We start from the raw sequence: 26,216 nt of genomic DNA, 5'->3' as shown, positions 1-26,216 counted from the left end.
GGCACACGACAGGGCCGGAACGAGCCACGCCCGCCCCGGCCCCGCCGCACCTCTGTGTCCGGCTCAGCCCCTCACCGGCACGGCAACTTCTTCTTCACCGCCTTGGCGAACGGCACGATGAAGCGCTTCATGGCTTTCTCGCTTTCGGCCTCGTCCTTGGGGTGGTGGAGGGATTCCACTTCGACGATGTAGAAGGTGGCCGTCACGGTATGCGGTTTCCCGTCCTTCGACCTGGGCGCGCCGAGGCGTACCTTCGGGTTGCTGCAGGGGAAGTACGCGGTGGCGTTCTTCGGAATGGTGTAGTACTCGCCGCCCAGCAGCGGGGTGCCCTGGTCGATGGCGACTCGGCTGTCCACGGCGATACGGTCGGCCCAGGAACCGATGAACCTGAGCTGGTCCTCGTCGTCCACCCCCAGGGTGCAGGAGATGCCGCTCGAAGATGCGTTCTGCGTCCAGTCCCGCTGAAACAGATTCTTTCCTCCAGGCAGGAACGGCTGCACCTTGTTGGCGGCGATGGGTATGCCGCATAGGTCGCCCGGAACCTGATATTCCCGCTCTGCTCCGCCGCACCCGGCCGTCACCGTGAGCGCCAGCGCGACGGCTGCTGGAACGCCGAAGCGGAGCCCCCGGTCATTCTTCGGACCGCCGCATTTTGTTGTCGTAGGCGTTTTCCTTGAGATGCTCACCATGGTCATAACCCCCCACCACATCCTCCGCGATGTCCTGGATGAAGTCATCATGATTCACTCCGGGGGGATATCCCGCGCTGTGCGCCGCATGCTGCGCCCACACCACCGCAGCTTTCCGGGTGTTGAAAGATATGGCTGCACCGTCGGCGGCGTCCTGATCCAGAGTGTTCTGCTTGTGGCTCTCGACCACGAGGTCGATGATGCTTTCCACGGTCCCTGTAGCGAGGTCCCCCGCCACGGGAATGCGCTCCGCCGCAGCCCCCAATGGCAGGCCCACGACCTGTTTGGCCATCTCGCCGCGTTCTTCGACGGCCTCGTTGAACTTCGTTTCGGCCTCCTGGCCAGCGACCATGATGGCGTCGTGTCGCGCGGCCCCCAGGATGCCCTCGAGAACCCCGCCGTTCCGTGCGATGCTCCGCATGGTTTCGGCAGTGGCGCCGGGAAAGCTATCCGGATTCCGCACTGCATCCCGCATCAGCTCTGCCTGGTAACGCTGCGCTCCGAAAGTGGCCTCGGCGTGCCCTTCCGGGTGTCGTCCGATGGCGTCTAGGAAGCGTGTAGTGGACTCGGGGTCGAATTTGATCGAGTGCCCCAAATCGAAGATCTGCTGACTTCCCCGGGTATCACCAGCCGCCAGTGCTCTGTTGATCTCCGGCATGTACTCCCCGGCGATCTTCCCGAAACTGTCGCTGACGTCCTCTGTGACGAACTTCCGATTGCCGTTGACAATCTCGGTGATCCTGCGGACGATCTGCGCCCGTTCCGCTGTGTGCTCCGGGTGCCTCCCTCCCTCGGGAGGCTGGTCGTACGGTCTGCCGAGCGTGGCGGCCTCCAAGGCGTGTCCCAAGGCGTTCTTGCCCCGGTGTACTTCTTCGCCTGCCACAGGTGAGGAGCCGTCGTTGTTCCAGGGGTAGTCCTTGCGCATCAGCTCTTCGAGGTAGCGGTAATCGACGCTCTTGCCCGGGTCGGCTTTCCCGTTCTCGTCGTAGCCGACGACACTGCCGTCCTTGGGGTCCTTCGAGAAGAACTCCTCCGCCGCCTCCGGGCTGTGTCCGAGTGCTTCCAGGACGCTGGTCACCGGGTCGTAGCCGACGTTGCCCTTTCCGTTGGGGTCGAGGCCGAACTGGGTGTCGGGGCCGGTGGGGCGGGTCCAGAGGCCCTTGGGGTGGTCGTGCTGGAGCTGCACGATGTGTTCGGCGATGGGGGTGAGGAACCTCTTGTCGTAGTCGCCGTAGCGCAGGATGTTGCCGAGGACTTGGTAGCCCTTGGGTTTGAAGCCGAGTTCGTCCACCCCGATCTCTTTCGTGCCGAGGCGGCGGAACTCGGCGCCCCAGTCGAGGTGGCCCTTGTGGTCGGGGTCCGTCGCGGTGGCGAGGGTGGGGCCCATGTAGCGCTGGAGGTCCTGGATGGCGTCGAGGCGGGTCTCGCTGGAGCCCTTCGTGCCGTCGATGGCCATTTTGGCGTAGTAGGCCAGGGTTTCCTTGGGCCCGCCGAGTCCTTTGAAGAAGGCGTGGCTGAAGGTGGGGTTGTCCTTGTTGTACTTGAGGAGTTCGGCGAGTTCGCGGATCTCCTTGTTGCTCGCCCCGGTGCCCTTGCGTGCGATGTGCAGGGCCATCTTCGCCTTGTACTTGTCGATCGGCCCGTTCTTGGCGAAGTTGTGCGGGTCGCCGCCGTGGATGCGGGCGAGGATGCCGGCGGTGTAGGCGTCACGTTCATTCGCGCGGGCGACGAGGTCCTGGAGGTCTTCCGCCAGGGCCTTGAGCTCTTTGAGCTTGTCCTTGGGCAGGCTCTCGTTCTGGTGCCCGGGCTGGGGCGGGTACTTGCAGAGGATCTGCGCGCCTTTGCCGTCAGAGATCTCGATGCCTTTGCGGCGTGCGCCATCGACCTTGGCCTGGAGTTCGTCCTGTACCGCTTTGAAGGACGAGTAGGCGGCGCTCAGTTCGGCATGGAGGTCTTTCGCCTCGGTGTGGGCGTCCTCGATCTCCGCCGCGACCGAGGCGATGAACGGCTTCGTGACGTCGGCGTTGACGCCGGCCCAGCGGGCCTTCTCGGATTTCTTGAGCATGCCGCGGCGGGCTTCGGCTGCCACGTCCTTGAGTTCGCCGGCCATGGTGTCCCACTGGGCGACGGCTGATTTCAGCGGTCCGAGGTCCACCTGGTAGACGTTGCGCCAGGTCAGTCGTGCCATTCCCGCCCCCTCACTTGATCCACTTGTGGATGGCGGAGGTGGAGACCGGTTTGCCGTCGCGGCCCTTGAGGGTGGCGGCGATGTCCTCGTCCTCCTTGGTGTGCGTCGTCTTCGTGTAGTCCAGGTGGTTGGAGATGCGGGCGCAGCCCTGTTGCAGCGTTTTCCGCTGGCTGTCCCACGTCTTGAGTGCCGTGGACAGCGCCTTGCCGGTGGCGAAGTTGTGTTCGTCCAGTTCGCGGGCTGCCCGGTCGGTGGTGCTGCGGCCCGAGCCGTCGAGTCCGGCGCCGTCGATGTCGGCGCTCTTTTGGAGTTTGCGGTGCAGGACGAAGGCGTCGTGGCCGACGGCGCCGAGGTCGTCCTGGTGGACGGTGAGATCGGGCGCGTAGGCGCCGTCGGGTGACTGGCGGTTCTCCGTGTTGTATCCGGCGAGTTGCATGCCGGGTGGTGCGTTGTGCTGTGCGTCGCTCTTGAGCCGCGCCCATTCCTCGTCGAAGGTCATAGTCCCCCCCTGTCGATCCGGGTGCGTGGGTCCCGGCAACCGGTGGTCACTCAGCGTGTCGAGAAAACCACGGTGATTCTAGTGTTGTGCCGCAACCGCCGTGGCACGGCCGCGGGGTGCCCGGAACGTTCCCGGGCACCCCGCGGTGGTGTGCGGTCAGGCGGTGGTGTTCAGCGTCGGCCCAGCAGTTCCACCTCCGCGAGCCGGGTTCCGGCACGGTCCGGCACCAGCCGGTAGTGCTGGTCGTCGGCGTGGTGGGGGAGGGAGAAGACGCGGGTCTGCTTGTCCCAGCGGAAGGTCTCGTCCTTGCGGCGGTCCAGGGTGTGCCAGTGCTTGCCGTCGCGGGAGCCCTCCAGGCGCCAGCCGGCCGGCGCGGTGGCCGCCTTGTCGCTGGTGAGGGTGTAGGAGGTGACGCGGGCGCCCTTGCTCACCCGTATCGCGTCGTCGGTGAGTTCGGCGGCGGTCTTGGAGGTGTCGTCCGTGAGCGGGGAGCCGTCGGGCTCGGTCAGGTCGGTGTCGGGGGCCGGGGTCCGTGAGCCCTTGGTGAGCGAGGTGGGGGCGTCGGCGGGTGCGGAGCCCCAGCTGGAGGGCTGGGGACCCATGGCGAATTCCAGGGTGCCGCCCTTGGCGAGGAGCTTGTGCGGCAGGGCGGTGGAGTGCCATGTCTTGCTGTTGACCTTGAGCCCTTGAACGTAGATGTTCTTCGCGCTGTTGCGGGGGGCCTTGACGACCAGGTCCCGGCCGTTCTCCAGGTGGACCGTCGCCTTGGTGAACAGCGGGGAGCCGACGGCGTACTCGGGGGAGCCCATCACGAGGGGGTAGAAGCCCAGGGCGCTGAAGACGTACCAGGCGGACATCTCGCCGTTGTCCTCGTCGCCCGGGTAGCCCTGCCCGATCTCGCTTCCGGTGTAGAGCCGGGAGAGGACCTCGCGCACCTTCTGCTGGGTCTTCCAGGGCTGTCCGGCCGCGTCGTAGAGGTAGGCGATGTGGTGGGCGGGCTGGTTGCTGTGCCCGTACATGCCCATGCGTACGTCGCGGGCCTCGGTCATCTCGTGGATGATGCCGCCGTAGCTGCCGGCGTACTTGGCCTCGCCGGTCTCGGGGGTGGCGAAGTAGGTGTCGAGTTTCCCGGCGAGGTTCTTACGGCCGCCGTAGAGGTTGGCCAGGCCGCGGGTGTCCTGGGGTGCGGTGAAGGCGAAGTTCCAGCCGTTGGTCTCGGTGTAGTCGTGGCCCCAGACGCGCGGGTCGTAGGCGTCCGGGGACAGCCGCCACTTTCCGTCGGCGTCGCGGCCCTGGAAGAAGCCGATGCGCTTGTCGAAGAGGTGGACGTAGCCCAGGGCGCGCTTGCGGAAGTAGGCGGACTCCTCCTTGTACCGCTTCTTGCCGGTCTTGGCGTACAGCGCCTTGCCCAGCTGGGAGATGCCGTAGTCGTTGAGATAGCCCTCCAGGGCCCAGGAGAGGCCCTCCTTGGTGTCGGTGCTGGTGTAGCCGAGGAAGGGGGAGGTCTCCATGCCCTTGCGGCCGACGCCCGGGTGGGGCGGTGCCACGGTGGCGTTCTTGAGGGCGGCTTCGTAGGCGGCTGCCACGTCGAAGCGGGCGCCCTTGAGGTAGGCGTCGGCGAAGGCGACGTCGGAGGAGGTGCCGGTCATCAGGTCGGCGTAGCCGGGGGAGGACCAGCGGGAGATCCAGCCGCCGTCCTTGTACTGCTGGACGAAGCCGTCGATCATCCGTCCCGCCTGCCGGGGTGTCAGCAGGGCGTAGGCGGGCCAGGTGGTGCGGTAGGTGTCCCAGAAACCGTTGTTGACGTACATCTCGCCGTCGACGATCTTCGAGCCGGTCTCGGTGGGGGTGTCCGGTTTCTGGGCGGGGGAGAAGGGGCTGGCGTAGCGGGTCCGGCCGCCGACCCGCTCGTGTCCGGCGTTGGGGTAGAGGTAGAGGCGGTAGAGGTTGGAGTAGAGGGTGGTGAGCTGGTCAGGGGTGGCGCCCTCGACCTCGATGACGCCCAGCAGTTTGTCCCAGGCCTCCCGGGCCTGCTTCTTGACCTGGTCGAAGGAGCGGGAGCGCGGCACCTCGGCGCGCAGGTTGGCCTTCGCCTGGTCGACGCTGATCAGCGAGGTCGCTATCCGCATGGTGACGGATCGGTCGGCGCCGGCGTCGAAGCGCAGATAGCCGGCGGCGTCCTTGGCCCCGCCGCCGGAGAGTTTGCCGCCCCCGGTGGCGGGTGCGTCGAACTCGGCGTACACGAACATCCGGGTGGCGCCGGTGGACAGTCCGCTGCGTACGTCGGACCAGCCGCTGACGACGCCCTCGCGGGGGTCGAGGGTGAGGCCGGCGTGGTCGTCCACGTTGTCGAAGATCAGCCCGGCGTGCTGTCCGGGGAAGGTGAAGCGCATCATCGCGGCGTGGTCGGCGGGGGCTATCTCGCCGCGCAGCCCGTTCTCGAAGGTGACGGAGTAGTGGTACGGGCGGGCGCGCTCGTTGCTGTGCCGGAAGGGCAGGGCGCGGGCGCCGCGGGACGCGTCCGGGGTGCCGTCGGCGGTGGTGGGCATCACCTGGAACGTCTGCCGGTCGCCCATCCACGGGCTGGGTTCGTGACTGGCGCTGAAAGCCTGGAGTTCGGGCAGGTTCGCGGCGTTGTTCTTGCGCGCGTACTCGTACAGCCAGTCCTTGGCGCCCGCGTCGGTCACCGGGGTCCAGAAGTTGAAGCCGTGCGGGACGGCGGTCGCGGGGATGTTGTTGCCGCGCGAGAAGGAGCCGCTGGCGTTGGTGCCGCGGGTGGTCAGCACGTGGTCGGACGGATGCGCCTTGGTGGCCGCCGGTTTGCGGGGTGCGATCCGTACGTCGTCCAGCCAGCCGCCGAACGCCCGGGAGCCGGTGCGCGGACCCTCCGGGTTGTCGTAGGCGAGCAGGACGCGGTCGACGGTCCGGCCCTCGGCGACGGCGCCGATGCGGGCCGTGACGTTGTTCCACTGGTTGACGTACAGCGTCTTGGCGGCGCCCTGCGCGGCGGGGGAGAGCCGGTTGCCGTGCTGGTCGGTGGCGCGCAGCCCGCTCAGATAGGTGCCGTCGGTGAAGGCGAGGTCGACGGCGACGTTGGTGGCGGCGTACGAACGGTCGTCACCGGTCATCTCCGGGAAAAGCCGGTAGGAGAGCACCGTGTCGCGGGTGACGGTGATGTCGGTGTCGAAGACCTTGTTCCAGGAGTAGCCCCGGCCGGTGCCGCTGTGGTCGCCGGCGAAGCGCAGGGCGTGGGTGCCGGTGAAGCCCACGCGGGTCTTGGCGGTGGGGGACTCCTTAGGCCCGTCCCCGGTGCGGGTGGCGAGGCCGGGTGCGCCGTCGTGGGTGACGCCGTGGGTGCGGGGTGCGCCGTCCGGGGCGGTCTCGGGGGCGGACTCCCAGTCGGGTGCGCTCTGGCCGGGTTCGAAGGAGGAGGCGAAGCGGGTGGAGTGCGGGCCGGCGCCGGGGTCGGGCTGGGCCTGTGCGGTGGTGCTCTGCAGGGTCAGGCCGGTGACCAGGGCGAGGACGAGGGCGAGGGCGGGCCGCCGGACGAGCGCCGGGCGGGGCCGTGCGCCGGCGGATCTGGTTCCGGACGGGGGACGGAATGGGGGCAGCGGGCTGCGGCGCACACGGACCTCTCAACAGGACCGACAACGTTGTCTGTTGTAATTTTCAGCGACCAGTAATGTACGCGATTCCACTGGTGTCAAGGGTCCCGGGGAGACCTCGGGGAAGCGGAATTCCGGGCCAGGTCTCAACTCGGGAAAGATGGCGGACCGCGTTGTTCTCGATCTTGCCCGGATGGCGAAGAGTGGACTATACCTGTCCCACCTTGAGCGGTACCCGCGCGCGGGAGCCGTTCCACTGGCGCACCATCGCACAATCCGCACCACCCCAGCTGCAACCGACCTGCGGTGTCGGGCCCTTCGCCGGTGGCGAGTCGACAGGTGACCGGTACACCGCCTGAGTCCTGGAGAAGGCGAGGACTTGAGCATGGGAACCAACAGTGTCAACCGTCGGGACGTGGTGAAACGGGCCACCGCGGCCGGTCTTCTCGCAGTCCCCGCCATCGGCTCGCTCACCTCCTGCGCCACCGGTGGCGGCGAGGGGGACAAGGCCGAGAAGGGTGAGAAATCGGCCGACAATCCGCTGTCCGTCAAGAAGGACGCCGGTCTCCAGGTCTATGTCTTCAACGGCGGCTACGACGACAAGTACGCGCGCTATGTCAGCGACATGTACGAGAAGAAGTACCCGAAGGCCAAGGTCGACCAGAAGAAGACCGAGAAGATCGCCACCCAGACGCAGCCGCGGCTGGTGAAGGGCGACCCGCCGGACGTGATCAACAACTCCGGCGCGGACAACATGAACATCTCGCAGATCATCCGGAACAAACAGGCCGCCGATGTGACGGAACTGCTGGACGCGCCGAGCTGGGACGACCCCGACGTCAAGGTCCGCGACACCCTCGTGCCCGGCGTCGTCGAGATGGGGCAGTTCGGCACCAAGGCCGTCCACCAGCTCAACGTGGCCCAGACCGTCTACGGCATCTGGTACTCGGCCACCATGCTCCGCGACACGCTGGAGGTCGAGTATCCCAGGACCTGGGACGAGATGCTGGCGGTCTGCAAGAAGGCCAAGAAGAAGGGTGTGCACGGCTGGACCTACCCGGCCGGCCACCCGCGCTACATGTTCTTCAGCATGTACGCCATGTTCGGCCAGGCCGGCGGGCGCGAGCAGCTGGAGGCCATGGACTACCTGGAGCCGAACGCCTGGAAGAGCGACGCGGTCAAGGCCGTCTTCGAGGCGTACGAGGAGCTGCTCGCCAAGAAGTACGTCCTCCAGGGCTTCGACGGGGAGAAGGCCCACATCGAGTCGCAGACCGCCTGGACGAAGGGGAAGGCGGTCTTCATCCCGAACGGCTCCTGGGTGGAGAACGAGGCCAAGCCCACCACGCCGAAGAACTTCGAGATGACGGTCGGCGCCACCCCGTCGCTCGACAAGGGCGACGCCATGCCGTTCGGCACGCTCTACGCCCCGCCCGGCGAACCGTTCCTCATCCCGGAGAAGGCCACCAACCGGCAGGGCGGCCTGGAGTGGATGCGGATGATGTACAGCAAGAAGGCCGCCCGGAACTTCTTCCGCGAGGTCTCCTCCATGCCCGTGGTCAAAGGCGCCATCGACGGCCTCGACCTGCCGCCGGGGGTGGCCAGTTCCCAGAAGGCCATCAAGACGGCCGGTGACAACATCGTCATCGCGTTCTTCAAGGAGTGGTACACCGCTTTGTGGAACGAGGACTTCAACGCCGTCGTCGGCAAATTCATGAACGGTGAGTCGTCGGTCAAGGAAGCCATGAACACCATGCAGAAGGCCGCCGACCGCGTGGTGAAGGACCCCGACGTCCACAAGATCAAGAAGTCCTGACCGGTCCGGCCGACGCGATGCCCGGGGAGGATCAAAGCGGCGTGAAAACTCGGAAAGAGCCGGTCACTGGACCGGTGACACAGAAAATGGTTCCGTGGCGGTCACTGCCGCTGGGCGACAAACTGGCCTTCACGGCCGCCGTGCTGCTGCCGCCCCGGTTCACCCCGGAGCGCGTCCGCTACGACCGCAGGTACCGGACGCTCGACAAATACCGCTTCATCGTCGGATTCCTGATCCTGCCGCTGGTCTTCTACGCGGTGTTCGTCATCTCGCCCTTCTTCCAGGCGATCTACTACTCCTTCACGGACTGGGCGGGCGGTGCCACGGCGAATTTCGTCGGCGGCGACAACTACGTGAAGATGTGGAACGACGAGAAGTTCTGGGATTCGCTGCGCAGCAGCCTCCTGCTGCTCGTCGTCGTGCCGCTGATCACCCTGGCCCTCGGCATCTTCCTCGCCTACATGATCACCGCGGGCGGACGGCACCGCAGGGGCGAGGCGATATCCGGGGTCTTCGGCTCGTCCTTCTACAAGGTGGTCTACTTCTTCCCGCAGGTGCTCTCCATCGCGCTGATCGCGGTGGTCTGGCAGCAGGTCTACAGCTCCCGCAGCGGTCTGCTCAACGGCGCGCTCGGTGCCGTGGGGCTCGACGGGCTGGAACAGCGCTGGCTGGGCGGGGACTACAAGCTGGCACTGTTCTCCACCATGGCGGTGATCGCCTGGAGCTTCGTCGGCTTCTACGTCGTCCTCTTCTCCGCGGCGATGGGCGCCATCCCCAAGGACATCTACGAGGCGGCCCTGCTGGACGGGGCGGGCCGGACCACCACCTTCTTCCGGGTCACCCTGCCGCTGATCTGGGACACGGTGCGCACCGGCTGGATCTACATGGGCATCCAGGCACTCGACGCCTTCGCCGTCGTGCTGATCATGGTGCCCAAGCACGCGCTCAAGGTCACCCCGGTGTACCTGTACGAGCGGTTCCGCGAGGGCCAGTTCGGCTACGCCACCGCGATCGGCGTGGTGCTCCTCGCGCTGAGCATGGTCTTCACGCTCGTGGTGATGCGGATCGGGCGCCGTGACCGGATCGAATACTGAGGAGCGGGGAGCGATGAGCGCCGAACCGATGAGCACGAACGCGCCGGGCGAGCACGGCGCCGCCGCCACCGTCCCGGCCCCGGCGGCCGGGACCCAGCCGCCCGGCCGGGCCGCGGCAGCGCGGGGGAGCGGGCGCGCGAAAGGGCCCCGGGGTTCGGGCAACGGGGCCCTGAACGCCTTCTCGCACGCCTTCCTGATCCTGTGGGTGGTCATGGCGGCGGGGCCACTGGTGTGGGTGGCGCTGACCGCGTTCCGGCCCACCGCCGACTATCTGGGCGATCCGATGGGGCTGCCCACCTCGCTGCACTGGGAGAACTTCGTCCGCGCCTGGACCGAGGCGAAGATCGGCCGCTACGCCTTCAACTCCCTCGTCATCCTGGCCGGCTCGCTGACCGGCACCATGCTGCTGGGCTCGATGGCCGCGTACGTGATCGCGCGCTTCACCTTCCCCGGCAACCGGTTCGTCTTCCTGCTGTTCGCGGGCGGGATGATGTTCCCGGTGATCCTGGCGCTGATCCCGCTCTTCACGATCATGGACAACATGTCCCTGCTCGACACCCGGCCGGGACTGATCATCGCGTACATCGCCTACTCGCTGCCGTTCACCACGTTCTTCCTGACGTCGTTCTTCCGGACCCTGCCCACCGGGGTCCAGGAGGCGGCGATGATCGACGGCGCCTCGCACACCCGTACGTTCTTCCAGGTGATGCTGCCCATGGCCAAGCCGGGCCTGGTGAGCATCGGCATCTTCAACTTCCTGGGTCAGTGGAACCAGTACCTGCTGCCGCTGCTGCTCAACAACCAGGACGAGAACAGCTACGTACTGCCCCAGGGACTGGCCGCGCTGACCGTCTCCCAGGGGTACGCGGGCGACTGGGGCGCGCTGTTCGCGGGGCTGACCCTGGCCATGGTGCCGGTACTCGTCGTCTACGCCGTCTTCCAGCGTCAGGTGCAGGCGGGGCTCACCGCCGGCGCCCTGAAATAGCCCTCGTCAATCGGCCCGCGCGAGCGGTGATTTCAGGTTGGCCACGAAAGTGGCCTAGACCTGTCACGGTCGAAAGTGTGATGGATAGTCTCTGCGCCGTACGGCACGGGGACCACCTCGCCGAACGGCCGGTGTCCCATGCCCGACCGTTGCCCGGGGGATCCGGTCGTGTCCGGAGTGACGCATCACCTGCGAGCAAGTCGACACCGATGTCGAAGGGTTGAGCAACATGAACAAAAGAGCAGTGGCGGCCGGTGCCGCGGTGCTCGCCATGGCACTGAGCGTGACCGCCTGCGGCGGTGACAGCGGTGGCTCCGGAGACAAGAACACCATCAAACTGGTGGCGGCCGACTACGGCGACAAGAAGTCCAACGCGTCCAAGATCTACTGGGACTCGGTCGTCAAGGACTTCGAGAAGCAGAACAAGGACATCAAGGTCGAGGTCCAGGTCATCAACTGGAACGACATCGACAAGCAGGTCAAGACGATGATCCAGTCCGGCAACGTGCCGGACCTGCTCCAGACCGGCGGTTACGCCGACAAGGTCGCCGACGATCTGCTCTACAAGGCCGACGAGGTGCTCTCGCCCAAGACCCGCGAGAACCTCATTCCGTCGTTCGCCAAGGCCGGCGAGGTGGACGGCACCCAGTACGGCATTCCGTGGGTCTCCTCGACCCGCGTGCTCTTCTACAACAAGAAGGTCTTCAAGGAGGCGGGCATCAAGAATCCGCCGAAGACCTGGGACGAACTGGCCGAGGCCGCCGAGAAGATCAAGAAGTCGAAGGCCGCCGACACCCCCTACGCGCTCCCCCTGGGCCCCGAGGAGGCGCAGGGCGAGTCGATGATGTGGCAGCTGGGCAACGGCGGCGGTTACACCGACGGCGGCGGCAAGTACACCATCGACAGCAAGGCGAACGTCGACACCTTCAAGTGGCTCCAGGACAACCTGGTCAAGCCCGGTCTGACCTACAGCAACCCTGCCACCACCGACCGCAAGACCGCGTTCGCGGACTTCGCCGCGGGCAAGGCCGGCATGCTCAACGGCCACCCGAGCCTCATCCAGATGGCGAAGGAAGGCAAGGTCGACTACGGCGTCACCACCATCCCCGGCAAGGACGGCCCGCTGAAGTCCACGCTGGGCGTCGCCGACTGGATGATGGCCTTCAAGGACGGCGGCAAGCAGAAGCAGATAAAGAAGTTCCTCGACTTCGTGTACTCGAAGAAGATGCTGAAGTTCGACGAGATGTACAACTTCATGCCGGTCACGAAGGACGCCCTGGAGACGATGCAGTCCAGCGGCAAGCACAAGGACCTGCAGCCCTTCTTCGACGAGCTGGAGAACGCGAAGTTCTACCCGCTGGGCGACCCCTCCTGGGACGTCGTCTCCGCCGAGATCAAGAAGACCGGCGGCAAGGCGGCCAAGGAGGACCCGAAGAAGGTTCTCGGGGACCTGCAGAAGAAGGCGCAGGAAGCGGCGGCGAACACCAAGTAGGCCGCCCCGCGCGTCCCTTCGCACCTGAGTACCGCAAGGAGACCCCGTGTCATTGAAGGCCCCGCCGTCCCCGGCAAGCAGCCGGGGGCGGGGCGGGCAGCCCGCCCGGCCGGCCCCCCGCTCGCGCGGCGGGCTGGCCCGGCTCGGCCCGCTCCCCTGGATAGCCCCGGTCGTCCTGCTCATCCTCGCCGTCGTGGTCTGGCCCGTCATCGAGCTGATCAGGACCTCGTTCCTCAACATCAGCATCGCGGGGATCGTGCGGGGCTCGGCCGGCACCGACAAGTACCGGAAACTCTTCGAGGAATCCGACTTCGGCCACGTCATCCTCTGGACCGTGCTGTGGACGGTCGTGGTCGTCGGCGTCACGATGCTGGTCTCGCTGGGCCTCGCCCAGCTGTTCAACCAGCGCTTCCCGGGCCGCCGCATCACCCGCTGGGCGCTCATCGCCCCCTGGGCGGCGTCGGTCCTGATGACCGCCATCGGCTTCAAGTGGATGCTCAACCAGACCGCGGGTGTGCTCAACACCCTCATGCTGGACCTGGGCATCATCGACAAGTCCGAGGACTGGCTGGGCTCGGCCTCCACCGCCTGGCCCTGGATGATGTTCGTGGCGGTGTTCGTCTCGCTGCCGTTCACCACCTACACCCTGCTCGCCGGGCTCCAGACGATCCCGGGCGAGGTCTACGAGGCGGCCCGTATCGACGGCGCCGGGCCCTGGCAGACCTACCGGGGCATCACGCTGCCGCTGCTGCGGCCGGCCTTCCTCGTCGGTGTCGTCATCAACCTGATCAACGTCTTCAACTCGTTCCCGATCATCTGGGCGATGACGCAGGGCGGCCCGGGCAGCGACACGGCGACGACCACCGTGTTCATGTACAAGCTCAAGGAGACGGACCTCGCCGAGTCCGCGGCGATGTCGGTGGTCAACTTCGCGATGGTCGTCGTACTCGTGCTGATCTTCCTCAAGGTCAGCCGGTGGAACGAGGAGGACTGATGGCGACCGCAACCCCGACCGCCGGGACCGGACCGGTCAAGGAGGGCTCCGCCGGGTCCGCCCGGGGCCCCGCGCGCAAGCCCGGGCGCACCTTCCGGCCCCGCACCCTGGTGCTGACCGCCGTCGCGTGGCTGCTGGCCGCGCTCTTCCTCGCGCCGTACCTGGAAATGATCGTCACGGCGCTGCGGCCCGCCGACGAGCTGCGCGACCGTACCTATCTGCCCGACAAGCTGGACTGGGCCAACTTCGTCGACGTGTGGCGGGAGTCCTCGCTCGGGGACAACCTCCAGGTGACGCTCCTGGTCGCCGGCGGGTCCACCATCCTGGTGCTGCTCGTCTCGCTCCCGGCCGCGTACTACACGGCACGGATGCGGTTCAAGGGACGCAAGTGGTTCCTGCTGCTGGTGCTGGTCACCCAGATGTTCCAGCCGACCGCCCTGCTGGTGGGCCTCTACCGCGAGTTCTACCAGCTGGACATGCTCAACTCGGTCTGGACGCTGATCCTGACCAACGCCGCGTTCAACCTGGCCTTCGCCGTGTGGATCCTCACCGCCTACATCGGGTCGATCCCCCAGGAGCTGGAGGAGGCGGCGATGGTGGACGGCACCAGCCGCTTCGGGGCGATGATCAAGGTGACGCTGCCGCTGGCACTGCCCGGCGTCGTCACGGCCGTGATCTTCACCTTCATCTCCGCCTGGAACGAGTTCGTGATGGGCCTGACGCTCTCCACCGAGCCGGAGAGCCAGCCCCTGACCGTCGGCATCAACAACTTCATCGGCGCCTACACGGTGCAGTGGAACTACCTGTTCGCCGCCTCCGTCGTCGCCATCGTCCCGGTGATCATCCTGTTCGCGTTCATCGAGCGGCACGTGGTCTCCGGCCTGACGGCGGGCTCCGTGAAGTGATGTAGCCACCGAGCCGGCGCATCGTGCCCGGGTCCCCGGCCGTCCGGCCGGGGACCCGGCGCGTTTCACCCGCTCACCTCCGTATGATGAGTCACAAATGAGCGCAAGCCCGGGTCGTCCGAGCTCATAGGACTTGACGGGGAGATCCACCAGGGCTCTGCTTAGGGTTCATATGTTGGAGACAAGCGGGGAGTGAACAGTGGTGGAGACTCCGGGATCGCAGTCCTCGCTGCACCGGGCGAACCTCGAACGCGTGGTGCGCGCCGTACGGATGGCGGGCTCGCTCACCCAGGCGGAGATCGCCCGCACCACCGGGCTGTCCGCCGCCACCGTCTCCAACATCGTCCGTGAGCTCAAGGACGCCGGCACCGTCGAGGTCACCCCGACCTCCTCCGGCGGGCGCCGGGCCCGCGCCGTCTCGCTCAGCGCCGACGCGGGCATCGTCGTCGGCGTCGACTTCGGCCACTCCCACCTGCGCGTCGCCGTCGGCAACCTCGCCCACACGGTGCTGGCCGAGGAGGCCGAGCCCATCGACGTGGACGCCTCCGCCGACCAGGGCCTGGACCGCGCCGAACACCTGGTGCGGCACCTGGTGGAGAAGAGCGGCATCAGCCCCAGCAAGATCATCGGTGTGGGGCTGGGCGTCCCCGGCCCCATCGACATGGAGACCGGCGTACTCGGCTCCACCGCCATCCTGCCCGGCTGGGTGGGCACCAACCCGCGCGACGAACTCGCCGGCCGGCTCGGCGTCCCCGTCTACGTCGACAACGATGCCAACCTCGGCGCCCTCGGCGAACAGGTCTGGGGAGCCGGCCACGGCGCCCGCGACCTCGCCTACATCAAGGTCGCCAGCGGCGTCGGCGCCGGGCTCGTGATCAACGGGCAGATCTACCGCGGCCCCGGCGGCACCGCCGGCGAGATCGGACACATCACCCTCGACGAGTCCGGGCCCGTCTGCCGCTGCGGCAACCGCGGCTGCCTGGAGACCTTCACCGCCGCCCGGTACGTGCTGCCCCTGCTGCACTCCAGCCACGGCACCGACCTGACGATGACCCGCGTCGTGCAGCTCGCCGCCGAGGGCGACCCCGGCTGCCGGCGGGTCCTGGCCGACATCGGCCGTCACATCGGCAGCGGTGTCGCCAGCCTCTGCAACCTGCTCAACCCCTCCCGGGTCGTCCTCGGCGGCGACCTCGCCGACGCCGGTGACCTCGTGCTCGACCCGGTCCGGGACTCGGTGGCGCGGTACGCCATCCCCAGCGCCGCCCGCCGGCTGACGGTCCTGCCCGGCGAACTCGACACCCGGGCCGAGGTGCTGGGCGCCCTCGCCCTCGTCCTCGACGAGATGGGGGACAGCACACTGGTCGACGCCGCCTCCGCGGTGGTCTGACCCGGCCGCTCGCGCACTCCTTGACCCCGGTCTGCTCCGGGCCCGGCCGCGCGGTCCAGTCCTTGCCGTGCGCCCGTTGACCGTCGGGCCGGTGCGCCGCCCCCCCCTCCCGGCCGTGCGCGGGATGCCCGCCGTCACGTTCGCGGCAGGGGGCAGTCGCCGGCCCCGGGCGAGGGCCCGCGTTTCCGTACCCGCGCGGGTGGCACACCGTGCCCGTTCGCACTGGAGCCAATGCCCGTTCGGAACGCACCCGGTGCCCGTTCAACGCGGCCGGGTGCCCGTTCGACGACCGTTCCGCGAAACCCCTCCCGGCCTTCCGCGCCGGCCCCTCTCGGCAGCCATAAGTTTTCTGCTTCAACGCATGGCATCGTTGTCATCTCGTTAAGGATTTGCTTATTGACCGCCCCAGAACCGGCGAGTTGACTTCCGGCTACCCCGGCCGCTCTGCGGCCCCGTCAGGGAGGTCACTCAATGCACGCAGTGCTGCGCGGTATCGCTTTCGGCACCGCCACCCTCTCACTCGCCCTCACCACCGTCGCCTGCGGAAGTGCCGACCAGGCGGACGGCAAAGGCGGTGACAAGGACAAGAAGGGCCCGCTCACCATCGGGCTGCTGCTCCCGGAGAACCAGACGGCGCGCTACGAGCGGTTCGACAAGCCGCTGATGGAGAAGAAGCTCAAGGAACTGGCCGGCGACGACACCAAGATCCTGTACGCCAACGCCAAGCAGGACGCCAACCTCCAGCAGCAGCAGGTCGACACGATGATCGCCAAGAAGGTCGACGCGCTGATCCTCGACGCGGTGGACGCCAAGTCCATCTCCAGCTCGGTCAAGAAGGCCGACGGCGCGGACATCCCCGTCGTGGCCTACGACCGTCTCGCCGAGGGCCCGATCAAGGCGTACACCTCCGTCGACAACCCCCGGGTGGGCCGGATCCAGGCCACGTCCCTGCTCAAGGAGCTGGGCGACAAGGTCGACGACGGCAAGATCGTGATGATGAACGGCTCCATCACCGACCCCAACGCCAAGATGTACAAGGAGGGCGCGCACTCCGTCCTGGACGGCAAGGTGAAGGTCGGCAAGGAGTACGACACCAAGGAGTGGAAGCCGGAGAACGCCAACGGCAACATGAAGGGCGCCCTCTCCTCGCTCGGCAAGGAGAACATCGTCGGCGTCTACTCCGCCAACGACGGCATGGCGGGCGGCATCATCACCGCGCTGAAGAACGCGGGCTTCACCAAGGAGAACATGCCGCCGGTCACCGGCCAGGACGCCGAACTCAACGCCGTGCAGCGCATCCTGTCGGGTGAGCAGTTCATGAGCGTCTACAAGCCGTACGTGCCCGAGACCTCTGCCGCCGCCGAGTTCGCCGTCGCGCTGGCCCGCGGCGAGAAGCTGGACAAGATCGCCACCTCCACGACCGACAGCGAGTCGCAGAAGGACGTCCCGACCAAGATCGTCACTCCGCTGCCGCTGGTCAAGGACGACATCAAGAAGTACGTCGGCAAGTCGGGCTTCTTCACCGCCAAGGAGATCTGCACCGCCAAGTTCGAGAAGGCCTGCGACGAGGCGGGCATCAAGTAATCCCGCCGGGCGGGTCCGGCCCGCCCCGAGCGGTCGTCCCGGCGGTTAAGGAGTGATTCACGTGTCCGCTACGCCCGTGCTGGCGTTGCGCGGGATCTCCAAGCGGTTCGGCGCCGTACAGGCGCTCACGGACGTCGACCTGGAGATCCACCCCGGCGAGGTCGTCGCCCTCGTCGGGGACAACGGCGCAGGAAAGTCCACCCTCGTCAAGGCCATCGCCGGCGTCAGCCCGGCGGACGAGGGCAGCATCGAATGGAACGGCAAGCCCGTCCGCATCGACAAACCGCACGACGCCCAGCAGCTGGGCATCGCGACCGTCTACCAGGACCTCGCGCTGTGCGACAACCTCGATGTCGTCGGCAACCTCTTCCTCGGCAGCGAACTGACCGCGCGCGGGGTGCTGGACGAGGTGGAGATGGAACGGCGCGCCCGCACCCTGCTGGCCACGCTCTCCATCCGCATCCCCAGCGTGCGCATCCCCGTCGCCTCGCTGTCCGGCGGCCAGCGGCAGACCGTCGCCATCGCCCGCTCGCTGCTGGGCGAGCCCCGCGTCGTCATCCTGGACGAGCCCACCGCGGCGCTCGGCGTCGAGCAGACCGCGCAGGTCCTCGACCTCGTCGAGCGGCTCCGCGAACGGGAGTTGGGGGTTCTGCTGATCAGCCACAACATGGCCGACGTCCGCGCGGTGAGCGACCGGGTCGCCGTGCTGCGGCTCGGCCGCAACAACGGCACCTTCTCCGTGCCCGACACCACCCAGGAAGAGATCGTCTCCGCCATCACCGGTGCGACCGACAACGTCGTCACCCGCCGCAACGCCCGCACCGCGGGCGCCGCGCCCACCGCATCCACCACGTCCCCCACGGAGGTGCAGCAGTGACCACCGGCACCCCCACCGGCGGAGCGCCCACCAGCGGTCCCTCCGACCGGACCGCGGCCGGCGACGGCGGCCAGGGCAGCCAGCTCACCAAGACCGCCGGCGCGGACGGGGGCGGACCCGCCCAGGCGGCGGTCGCCTCCGTCGATCCACGTCTGCTGGTCCGCGAACGCGGCTTCGCCGGCTACCTCGACGATCTGCTGCGCCGGGTGCGCACCGGCGAACTCGGCTCCCTCCCGGTGATCGTCGGCCTGATCGTCATCGGCATCGTCTTCCAGCTCCAGGACTCGGCGTTCCTGAGCGCCAACAACCTCAGCGACCTGTTCGTCCAGAGTGCCGGCACCGGGCTCATCGCCGTCGGCATCGTCTTCGTGCTGATCCTCGGCGAGATCGACCTGTCCGTCGGCTCCGTCAGCGGCATGTCGGCCGCCGTCCTGGCCGTCCTCAACATCAACCAGGGCATGAACGAAGTCCTGGCGATGGTGCTGGCCATCCTCACCGGCATGGCGGCCGGCGCCGTCCACGGCTTCTTCTTCGCCAGGATCGGCGTCCCGGCCTTCGTCGTCACTCTCGCCGGGCTGCTGGGCTGGAACGGCCTGATGCTCCAGATCCTGGGGCCCAGCGGCACCATCAACCTCGACGACGACGGAGTGGTGGCGCAGCTGACCAACCACTACTTCGCCGACAAGGTGTGGGCGATGGGCCTGGCCACCGTCTGCGTGCTGGCCTTCCTCGGCTTCTCGCTGCTGGACGCGCGCCGCCGCAAGGCCGCGGAGGTGCCCAGCCGGCCGCTCAGCGAGATCGTGCTGCGCACGGTCGTGGTGGCGGTGCCCGCCTACGCGGCGGCCTTCGTCTTCAACTCCTACAAGGGGCTGCCGCTGGCCGTCGTCGTCTTCGTCGGCGTGGTCGTGCTCGGCGACTTCGTGCTGCGGCGCACCCGCTACGGGCGGCAGGTCTTCGCCGTCGGCGGCAGCAGCGAGGCCGCGGGCCGGGCCGGCATCAACGTGTCCATGGTGCGGATCACCGTCTACGCCCTCGCCGGGACGATGGCCGCCGTCGGGGGCCTGTTCTTCGCCTCCCAGATCAACGCGGCCAACCAGTCGTCCGGGGCCGGCAGCCTCCTGATGAACTGCATCGCCGCGGCCGTCATCGGCGGCACCAGCCTCTTCGGCGGTCGCGGCAAGACGTGGTCGGCGCTGCTGGGTGCGCTCGTCATCCAGTCCATCAACTCCGGCATGGCCCTGCTGGGCACCGGCTCCGCCGTCCGCGACATGATCACTGGTGCGGTGCTGCTGGCGGCGGTCGTCATCGACTCCGTCTCCCGCCGTACGCAGAAGACGGCGGGCCGCGCCTGACCGACCGGACCGGCCGGGCGTGCCGGCACCCCACCCGCGCCCGGCCCCTGCTTCCCGCCCCCGGCAGTGAGCCCGCCCTCCCGAGAGGGCGGGCTCACCGGCGTTCGGGCGTACCCCGCAGCAGGACGACGCTCATGGCGGCGGTGGCCAGCCAGGCGAGGGCGGCCACCCACAGCAGGGGCCGGCCCAGGGGGTGGAGCAGCGTGGCGGGGGCGGCCAGGACGGCTTGGGCGGTCATGCCCAGGGGGAAGACCGTCGCCCAGCGGCGGACGTCCGCGCCGGGGCGGGGCCAGCGCACCTCGGCGACCAGCAGCACGGCGTACCCGGCGAGGGCCGCGGCGACCAGGGCGAGGGCGAGGTCGTCCAGCACGGTGACGCCGCCGCCCGCCCAGTGGCCGGAGGAGGCCAGCCGTTCCGCGGCGAGCGCTGAGATGGCCAGCGCCCCGGTGGCCACCCAGTGGTCGCCGCGCCCGGTGCGCAGCTGCCGCGGATCGAACCGCAGCAGGGCCTCGGCGTACAGGACGATCCCCACGCAGAAGACGGCCAGGCCCGCGTCGGCCAGCCAGCCGGCCCGCAGCGTGGTGGCGAGGGTGGCGGCGAGGACGGCGATGCTCTGGGTGGCGACGCAGATCAGGAAGACGGCCCCGGGCATCCGCCGCCCCCGGTTGCGCAGGACGGCGGTCAGCAGGACGGGCCACAGCACGGTGGCGAGCACCAGCAGGGCGATCGCCGCCGGGCGCAGATCGGCCAGCGCCAGCCGGGTGCCCACCACGGCGGTGGCCGCGACGCCCGTGAGCGCGGCAGGGGTGTGCGCGTCGGCCTCGAGCCGGGAGCGGGCCGTGATCAGCCGGCGGGCGAAGTCGGCGGCCAGCAGGAGCCAGGCCGCGACGGCGATGCCCAGCGCGATCAGCGACACGATCCAGTGGCCGGCGGTCCGGAAGGCGATGGACAGGATGCCGGTGGCCATCACCATGGCCCCGGCGGCGGGCGGCATACCGGCACCGGGCGGACGATGACCACGGCGGGGGGCGGCGCCGCCGTCACCGGGTGAACCGTTCACGCCGCCATCCGAATACACCGCGGGCCCGTCCGCACCCGCTGGTGGGCCAACCGGGGCAACATCCGCCTCGCCTCCCCGCCCCGCGCCCCGCCACCCCGTTCCATGGCGGGGGTACGGCGACGGTGTCGGGGAAGCTGGTGACAAGGAGCCGCGGTGCGGGCGAGGCGGAGATCTGGGACGGAGGCGGGGGCCGCGCTGCTGTCGGCGACCACGTTCCTGCGCCCGGGGCGGACGGCCGGTGACCTGCACCGGGTGGAGCGGTCGGGCGGGCGCGAGGGCGACGTCTTCTACCGCGACCGGTGGAGCCACGACAAGGTCGTCAACTCCACGCACGGCGTCAACTGCACCGGCTCGTGCCGGTGGAAGGTCTACGTCAAGGACGGGATCATCACCTGGGAGACCCAGGGCACCGACTACCCGTCCGTGGGGCCGGACCGTCCCGAGTACGAGCCGCGGGGCTGCCCGAGGGGTGCGGCCTTCTCCTGGTACACCTACTCGCCCACCCGGGTCCGCTACCCGTATGTGCGCGGCGTGCTGCTGGAGGCGTACCGCGAGGCGAAGGCCCGGCTGGGTGATCCGGTGCTGGCGTGGGCCGACGTGGTGGGGGACCCCGAGCGCCGTGCGGCCTACCAGCGGGCGCGCGGCAAGGGCGGGCTGGTACGGGCGGACTGGGACGAGGCCGTGGAGATCATCGCGGCGGCGCACGTCCACACGGTCAAGGAGCACGGCCCCGACCGGATCGCGGGGTTCTCGCCCATCCCGGCGATGTCGATGGTCTCCCAGGCGGCCGGTGCCCGGTTCGTCTCGCTGATCGGCGGGGCCATGCTCTCCTTCTACGACTGGTACGCGGACCTGCCGATCGCCTCCCCGCAGGTCTTCGGCGACCAGACCGACGTACCCGAGTCGGGCGACTGGTGGGACGCGGCCTTCCTGCTGATGTGGGGATCGAACGTGCCGGTGACGCGGACACCGGACGCGCACTGGATGGCCGAGGCCCGCTACCGGGGCCAGAAGGTCGTGGTGGTGGCCCCCGACTTCGCCGACAACGCGAAGTTCGCCGACGAATGGCTGCACCCGCACCCGGGCACGGACGCCGCCTTGGCCATGGCGATGGGACACGTCGTCCTCAAGGAGTGCTTCGTCGAGCGGACCGTGCCGTTCTTCGACGGCTACGTACGCCGCTTCACCGACCTGCCGTTCCTGGTGACGCTGGCCCCACGGGACGGCGCCTTCGTCCCGGGCAAGTTCCTGCGCGCGGCCGACCTCGGCCACCGCGACGAGGGCGCCGAGTGGCGGACCGTCGTCCTCGACGCCGCGAGCGGCGAGCCGGCGGTGCCGGGCGGCTCCCTCGGCGACCGCTGGACGGACACGGGCCGGGGCCACTGGAACCTGGACCTGGGGGAACTGGAACCCGCGCTGTCGGTGGCCGGCCCTCCCGGACAGGACGCTATGCGGCCGGTGGAGGTGCTGCTGCCCCGCTTCGACACCGACGGCGGACCGCACGGGCAGGGCCGGGGCGAGATCCTGCGCCGCGGCGTGCCCGCCCGCCGGCTCGGCGGCGCGGACGGCCCCCTGGCGACCACCGTCTTCGATCTGCTGCTGGCCCAGTACGGAGTGGGCAGGCCCGGGCTGCCCGGTGACTGGCCGGCCGGCTACGAGGACGCCGAAGCACCGGGAACCCCCGCCTGGCAGGAGCGGCACACCTCCGTCCCGGCCGCCGCCTGTGTGCGCCTCGCGCGCCAGTTCGCCGCCACCGCGGAGCAGACCGAGGGCCGGTGCATGATCATCATGGGGGCCGGCACCAACCACTGGTTCCACTCCGAGACGATCTACCGCACCTTCCTGGCGCTGCTCCTGCTGACGGGCTGCCAGGGCCGCAACGGCGGCGGCTGGGCCCACTACGTGGGGCAGGAGAAATGCCGGCCCTTCACCGGCTGGACGACCCTGGCCGGCGCACTGGACTGGTCCCGCCCGCCCCGGCAGACGATCGGCACCGGCTTCTTCTTCCTCCACACCGACCAGTGGCGCTACGACCGGTTCCCCGCCGACGTGCTGGCCTCACCGCTGGCCGAGGGCGCCTTCCGGGACCGTACGGCGGTCGATCTGCTGGCGCAGGCGACCCGCTGCGGCTGGATGCCCTCCGCCCCCACCTTCGACCGCAACCCGCTGGACCTGGTGGACGAGGCGGCCGGGAAGGGCCGCGACCCGGTGGAGTACGCCGTCGGGGAACTGGCCGCCGGGCGGCTGCGGTTCGCCGTCGAGGACCCCGACGCGCCCGCCAACTGGCCCCGCGTCCTGACGCTGTGGCGGTCCAACCTGCTGGGCTCCTCCGCGAAGGGCGCCGAGTACTTCTCCCGCCACCTGCTGGGCACCCACAGCTCGCTGCGCGCCGAGGAGGCGACGGGGGAGCAGCGGCCCCGCGAGGTGGTGTGGCACGAGCACGCCCCGGAGGGGAAGCTGGACCTGCTGCTGTCGCTGGACTTCCGCATGACGTCCTCCACGCTGCTGTCCGACATCACCCTGCCGGCCGCCACCTGGTACGAGAAGCACGACCTGTCGTCCACGGACATGCATCCGTTCGTGCACTCCTTCACCCCGGCCATCGACCCGCCGTGGGAGGCGCGTACCGACTTCGACGCCTTCTTGGCCATCGCCGAGCGGTTCAGCGAACTGGCCCGCGACCACCTGGGCACCCGCCGCGACCTGGTGGCCACCCCCATGCAGCACGACACACCGGGGGAGACCGCGCAGAGCGGCGGCACGGCACGGGACTGGCGGCGCGGCGAGTGCGAGCCGGTACCCGGGGCGACCATGCCGGCGCTGACGGTCGTGGAACGCGACTACACCGCGATCGGCGCCAAGATGGCCGCGCTCGGCCCGCTCACCGAACGGCTGGGCCTCCCCGTCAAGGGCCTGACGCTCCACCCGGACGAGGAGGTGGCCCAGCTGGGGGAGGCGTGCGGGCGGGTGCGGGGCGGCCCGGCCGACGGCCGCCCCCGGCTGGACACCGCGGTCAAGGCCGCCGACGCCATCCTGGCACTGTCGGCCACCACCAACGGCAGGCTGGCCGTCCAGGGCTTCGGCGAACTGGGGAAGCGGGTGGGCGGTGACCTGGCCGGGCTCGCCCGCGGCCAGGAGGAGCGGCGCATCACGTTCGCCGACACCCAGGCGGCTCCCGTACCCGTGCTCACCTCACCGGAGTGGTCCGGCAGCGAGGCGCGGGGCCGCCGGTACACGCCGTTCACGCTCAACACCGAACACGGCAAGCCCTGGCACACCCTGACCGGCCGCCAGCACTTCTTCCTCGACCACGACTGGATGCACGAGCTGGGCGAGTCCCTTCCCGTGTACCGGCCGCCGCTGGACATGCGGCGGCTGTTCGGCGAGCCGGCCCTCGGCCCGGACGGCCGCCGCGAGGTGACCGTCCGCTATCTGACCCCGCACAACAAGTGGTCCATCCACTCCGAGTACCAGGACAACTGGTTCATGCTGGCCCTCTCCCGGGGCGGACAGCTGATCTGGATGTCCCCGCAGGACGCCGAGGCCGTCGGGGTGCGGGACAACGACTGGGTGGAGGCCGTCAACCGCAACGGGGTGGTGGTGGCCCGGGCCGTGGTCTCGCACCGGATGCCCCGCGGCACCGTCTACCTGCACCACGCGCAGGAACGCACCGTCAACGTCCCCCGCAGCCGGACCGACGGCCGCCGCGGCGGCACCCACAACTCGCTGACCCGGCTGCTGCTCAAACCCACGCACCTGATCGGCGGCTACGCCCAGACGTGCTGGTCGCTCAACTACTGGGGGCCGACGGGCAACCAGCGCGACGAGGTCACCGTCATCCGCCGCCGCTCGCAGGAGGTCGACTACTGATGCGCGTGATGGCCCAGCTGGCGATGGTGATGAACCTCGACAAGTGCATCGGTTGCCACACCTGTTCGGTCACCTGCAAGCAGACGTGGACGAACCGCTCGGGCGTGGAGTACGTGTGGTTCAACAACGTCGAGACCCGGCCGGGCCAGGGCTACCCCCGCCGCTGGGAGGACCAGGACCACTGGCGGGGCGGCTGGCGGATCGACAGGCGTGGACGGCTCGTCCCCCACTCGGGAGGCCGCCTCAAGAGGCTGGCGACGCTGTTCGCCAACCCGGTGCAGCCCACGGTCAAGGACTACTACGAGCCGTGGACGTACGAGTACCGCAACCTGACCACCGCGCCGCTCGGCGACGACTACCCGGTCGCCCGGCCCCGCTCGCTGCTCTCGGACAAACCCATGAAGATCGAGTGGAGCGCGAACTGGGACGACAACCTCGGCGGGCTGCCCGAGAACGCCGGGCTGGACCCGATGGTGGCCAGGACCCGGCAGCGGGCCTCGGAGAAGGTGCGCTTCGCCTTCGAGGACTCCTTCATGTTCTATCTGCCCCGCATCTGCGAGCACTGCCTCAACCCCTCCTGCGTGGCCGCCTGCCCCTCGGGCGCGCTCTACAAGCGCAGCGAGGACGGCATCGTGCTGGTCGACCAGGACCGCTGCCGCGGCTGGCGCCAGTGCGTGACCGGCTGCCCGTACAAGAAGGTCTACTTCAACCACCGCACCGGCAAGGCCGAGAAGTGCACGTTCTGCTATCCGCGCACCGAGGTGGGGCTGCCCACCGTGTGCTCCGAGACGTGCGTGGGCCGGCTGCGGTACCTGGGAGTGCTGCTGTACGACGCCGACCGGGTGGCCGCCGCGGCGGCCACCCGCGACGAGCACGGCCTCTACCCCGCCCAGCTGGACCTCTTCCTCGACCCCGAGGACCCGGACGTGAGGGCCGCCGCGGCCCGCGACGGCGTGGCGCACGACTGGATCGAGGCCGCGCGGCGCTCCCCGGTGCACGCCCTGATCAGCACCTACCGGGTGGCGCTGCCGCTGCACCCGGAGTTCCGCACCCTGCCGATGGTCTGGTACGTGCCCCCGCTCTCCCCTGTGGTGGAGGCGCTGACCGAGACGGGTTTCGACGGCGAGGACGCCGGCAACCTCTTCGGCGCCATCGACACGCTGCGGATCCCGCTGGAGTACCTGGCGGAACTGTTCACCGCCGGCGATGTGCGACCCGTGCGCGCCGCCCTGGAGCGGCTGGCCGCGATGCGGGCCCATATGCGGCAGGTCACCTTCGGCGAGACGCCCGACGCCCGTACCGCGCGGAGCGTCGGCCTGTCCGCCACCGAGCTGGAGGACATGTACCGGCTGCTGGCCCTGGCCAAGTACGAGGAACGCTATGTGATCCCCACCGCGGCCGTCGGGGACGCCGGACGGCTGGAGGAGGCGGCGGTCCCCGAGCACTGCCGGCTCGACGAACAGGGCGGACCCGGAATGGGCGGCTCGGGCCCCTTCGGCGACCGCTCGGGCCGCAAGGCGCTGCCGCTGGTGAGCGTGGAGGCGTTCCACGGCCTGCGCGCCCGCCACCGCACCGAGCGGGAGGAGCCCGAATGACCCCGGCACCAGTGCACCGGCCGACGACGGGCCCACGGATCGGGACGCGGGCGCCCCGGGCGGGCGCGTCACGGACCGGAGCCGCCCGGGACGGAGCCGCTCAGTCTGGTGCGGCCCAGTCTGGTGCGGCCCGAGGAGACGTGATGTGGCGGAGGGCCGCCCGGGCGGGGGCGGTCCGGGCCGGAGCCGGCCGAGCGGGGACGGCCCGGACGGAGGTCATCCGGGCG

At 69.3% G+C, this 26,216-nt stretch carries 17 protein-coding genes; 12 read left to right on the top strand and 5 right to left on the bottom strand.

The features are described from left to right. Nucleotides 1–71: 71 nt before the first annotated feature. From IO40_RS37475 to IO40_RS0102855, 4 genes are all read right to left on the bottom strand, one after another. Nucleotides 72–695, bottom strand: coding sequence for a hypothetical protein (locus tag IO40_RS37475; RefSeq protein WP_137016876.1), 624 nt, complete (start codon nt 693–695; stop codon nt 72–74). Then, nucleotides 631–2,877: a DUF6571 family protein gene (locus IO40_RS0102865; protein ID WP_031174797.1), complete on the bottom strand. Its 2,247-nt coding sequence runs from the start codon at nt 2,875–2,877 to the stop codon at nt 631–633. The genes IO40_RS37475 and IO40_RS0102865 overlap by 65 nt, the downstream gene beginning before the upstream one ends. Before the next feature lie 10 nt (nt 2,878–2,887). Next, the gene (locus IO40_RS0102860) at nt 2,888–3,376 is read right to left on the bottom strand and encodes a hypothetical protein (RefSeq protein ID WP_016470466.1); all 489 of its coding nucleotides are present in this window, start codon (nt 3,374–3,376) and stop codon (nt 2,888–2,890) included. Nucleotides 3,377–3,546: 170 nt separating this feature from the next. Beyond that, complete coding sequence (locus tag IO40_RS0102855; protein WP_031174796.1) at nt 3,547–7,002, bottom strand: GH92 family glycosyl hydrolase; 3,456 nt, start codon at nt 7,000–7,002, stop codon at nt 3,547–3,549. Nucleotides 7,003–7,366: 364 nt separating this feature from the next. Between IO40_RS0102855 and ngcE the strand changes: the two genes are divergently transcribed. The 10 genes from ngcE (at nt 7,367) to IO40_RS0102805 (ending at nt 19,464) form a co-directional block, all read left to right on the top strand. Continuing rightward, the gene (gene ngcE, locus IO40_RS0102850) at nt 7,367–8,794 is read left to right on the top strand and encodes an N-acetylglucosamine/diacetylchitobiose ABC transporter substrate-binding protein (protein WP_016470468.1); all 1,428 of its coding nucleotides are present in this window, start codon (nt 7,367–7,369) and stop codon (nt 8,792–8,794) included. An 86-nt stretch (nt 8,795–8,880) separates the two neighbouring features. Then, nucleotides 8,881–9,888 (top strand): carbohydrate ABC transporter permease, encoded by a 1,008-nt coding sequence (locus IO40_RS0102845; RefSeq protein WP_078659685.1) that lies wholly within the window; start codon nt 8,881–8,883, stop codon nt 9,886–9,888. A 13-nt stretch (nt 9,889–9,901) separates the two neighbouring features. Then, a complete protein-coding gene (locus IO40_RS0102840; RefSeq protein ID WP_016470470.1) occupies nt 9,902–10,873 on the top strand; it encodes a carbohydrate ABC transporter permease in 972 nt (323 codons plus the stop codon). 229 nt (nt 10,874–11,102) lie between these two features. Continuing rightward, nucleotides 11,103–12,365 carry an extracellular solute-binding protein gene (locus IO40_RS0102835; RefSeq protein WP_016470471.1) on the top strand — a complete coding sequence of 421 codons (1,263 nt, stop codon included), beginning with the start codon at nt 11,103–11,105 and terminating at the stop codon, nt 12,363–12,365. A gap of 46 nt (nt 12,366–12,411) precedes the next feature. Beyond that, entirely contained in the window at nt 12,412–13,359 is a 948-nt protein-coding gene (locus IO40_RS0102830) for a carbohydrate ABC transporter permease (RefSeq protein ID WP_016470472.1), read from the top strand. Continuing rightward, a complete protein-coding gene (locus tag IO40_RS0102825; RefSeq protein WP_030405754.1) occupies nt 13,359–14,264 on the top strand; it encodes a carbohydrate ABC transporter permease in 906 nt (301 codons plus the stop codon). The genes IO40_RS0102830 and IO40_RS0102825 overlap by 1 nt, the downstream gene beginning before the upstream one ends. Before the next feature lie 202 nt (nt 14,265–14,466). Next, nucleotides 14,467–15,651: an ROK family transcriptional regulator gene (locus tag IO40_RS0102820; protein WP_030405755.1), complete on the top strand. Its 1,185-nt coding sequence runs from the start codon at nt 14,467–14,469 to the stop codon at nt 15,649–15,651. Between the two features lie 471 nt (nt 15,652–16,122). Further along, nucleotides 16,123–17,235 carry a substrate-binding domain-containing protein gene (locus IO40_RS0102815; RefSeq protein ID WP_030405756.1) on the top strand — a complete coding sequence of 371 codons (1,113 nt, stop codon included), beginning with the start codon at nt 16,123–16,125 and terminating at the stop codon, nt 17,233–17,235. Nucleotides 17,236–17,287: 52 nt separating this feature from the next. Next, a complete protein-coding gene (locus tag IO40_RS0102810) occupies nt 17,288–18,112 on the top strand; it encodes an ATP-binding cassette domain-containing protein (RefSeq protein WP_078565802.1) in 825 nt (274 codons plus the stop codon). After that, on the top strand, nt 18,109–19,464 hold the full coding sequence (locus tag IO40_RS0102805) for a sugar ABC transporter permease (protein WP_016470477.1): 1,356 nt from the start codon (nt 18,109–18,111) through the stop codon (nt 19,462–19,464). Before IO40_RS0102810 ends, IO40_RS0102805 begins: the two co-directional genes overlap by 4 nt. 94 nt (nt 19,465–19,558) lie before the next feature. On the opposite strand, the gene IO40_RS0102800 is transcribed toward IO40_RS0102805, so the two are convergent. After that, entirely contained in the window at nt 19,559–20,524 is a 966-nt protein-coding gene (locus IO40_RS0102800) for a tellurite resistance/C4-dicarboxylate transporter family protein (protein WP_234336519.1), read from the bottom strand. 153 nt (nt 20,525–20,677) lie between these two features. On the opposite strand from IO40_RS0102800, the gene IO40_RS0102795 reads away from it, so the two are divergent. Together IO40_RS0102795 and narH are read left to right on the top strand one after the other, a co-directional pair. Beyond that, nucleotides 20,678–24,394 carry a nitrate reductase subunit alpha gene (locus IO40_RS0102795; RefSeq protein WP_016470479.1) on the top strand — a complete coding sequence of 1,239 codons (3,717 nt, stop codon included), beginning with the start codon at nt 20,678–20,680 and terminating at the stop codon, nt 24,392–24,394. Beyond that, entirely contained in the window at nt 24,394–25,989 is a 1,596-nt protein-coding gene (narH, locus tag IO40_RS0102790; protein ID WP_016470480.1) for a nitrate reductase subunit beta, read from the top strand. Before IO40_RS0102795 ends, narH begins: the two co-directional genes overlap by 1 nt. Nucleotides 25,990–26,216 lie beyond the last annotated feature (227 nt).

The organism is Streptomyces albus subsp. albus (genome assembly GCF_000725885.1).
Lineage (GTDB): Bacteria > Actinomycetota > Actinomycetes > Streptomycetales > Streptomycetaceae > Streptomyces > Streptomyces albus.
The sequence above is the reverse complement of the archived record's forward strand: the minus strand, read 5'-3'. Positions and strand labels throughout refer to the sequence as shown.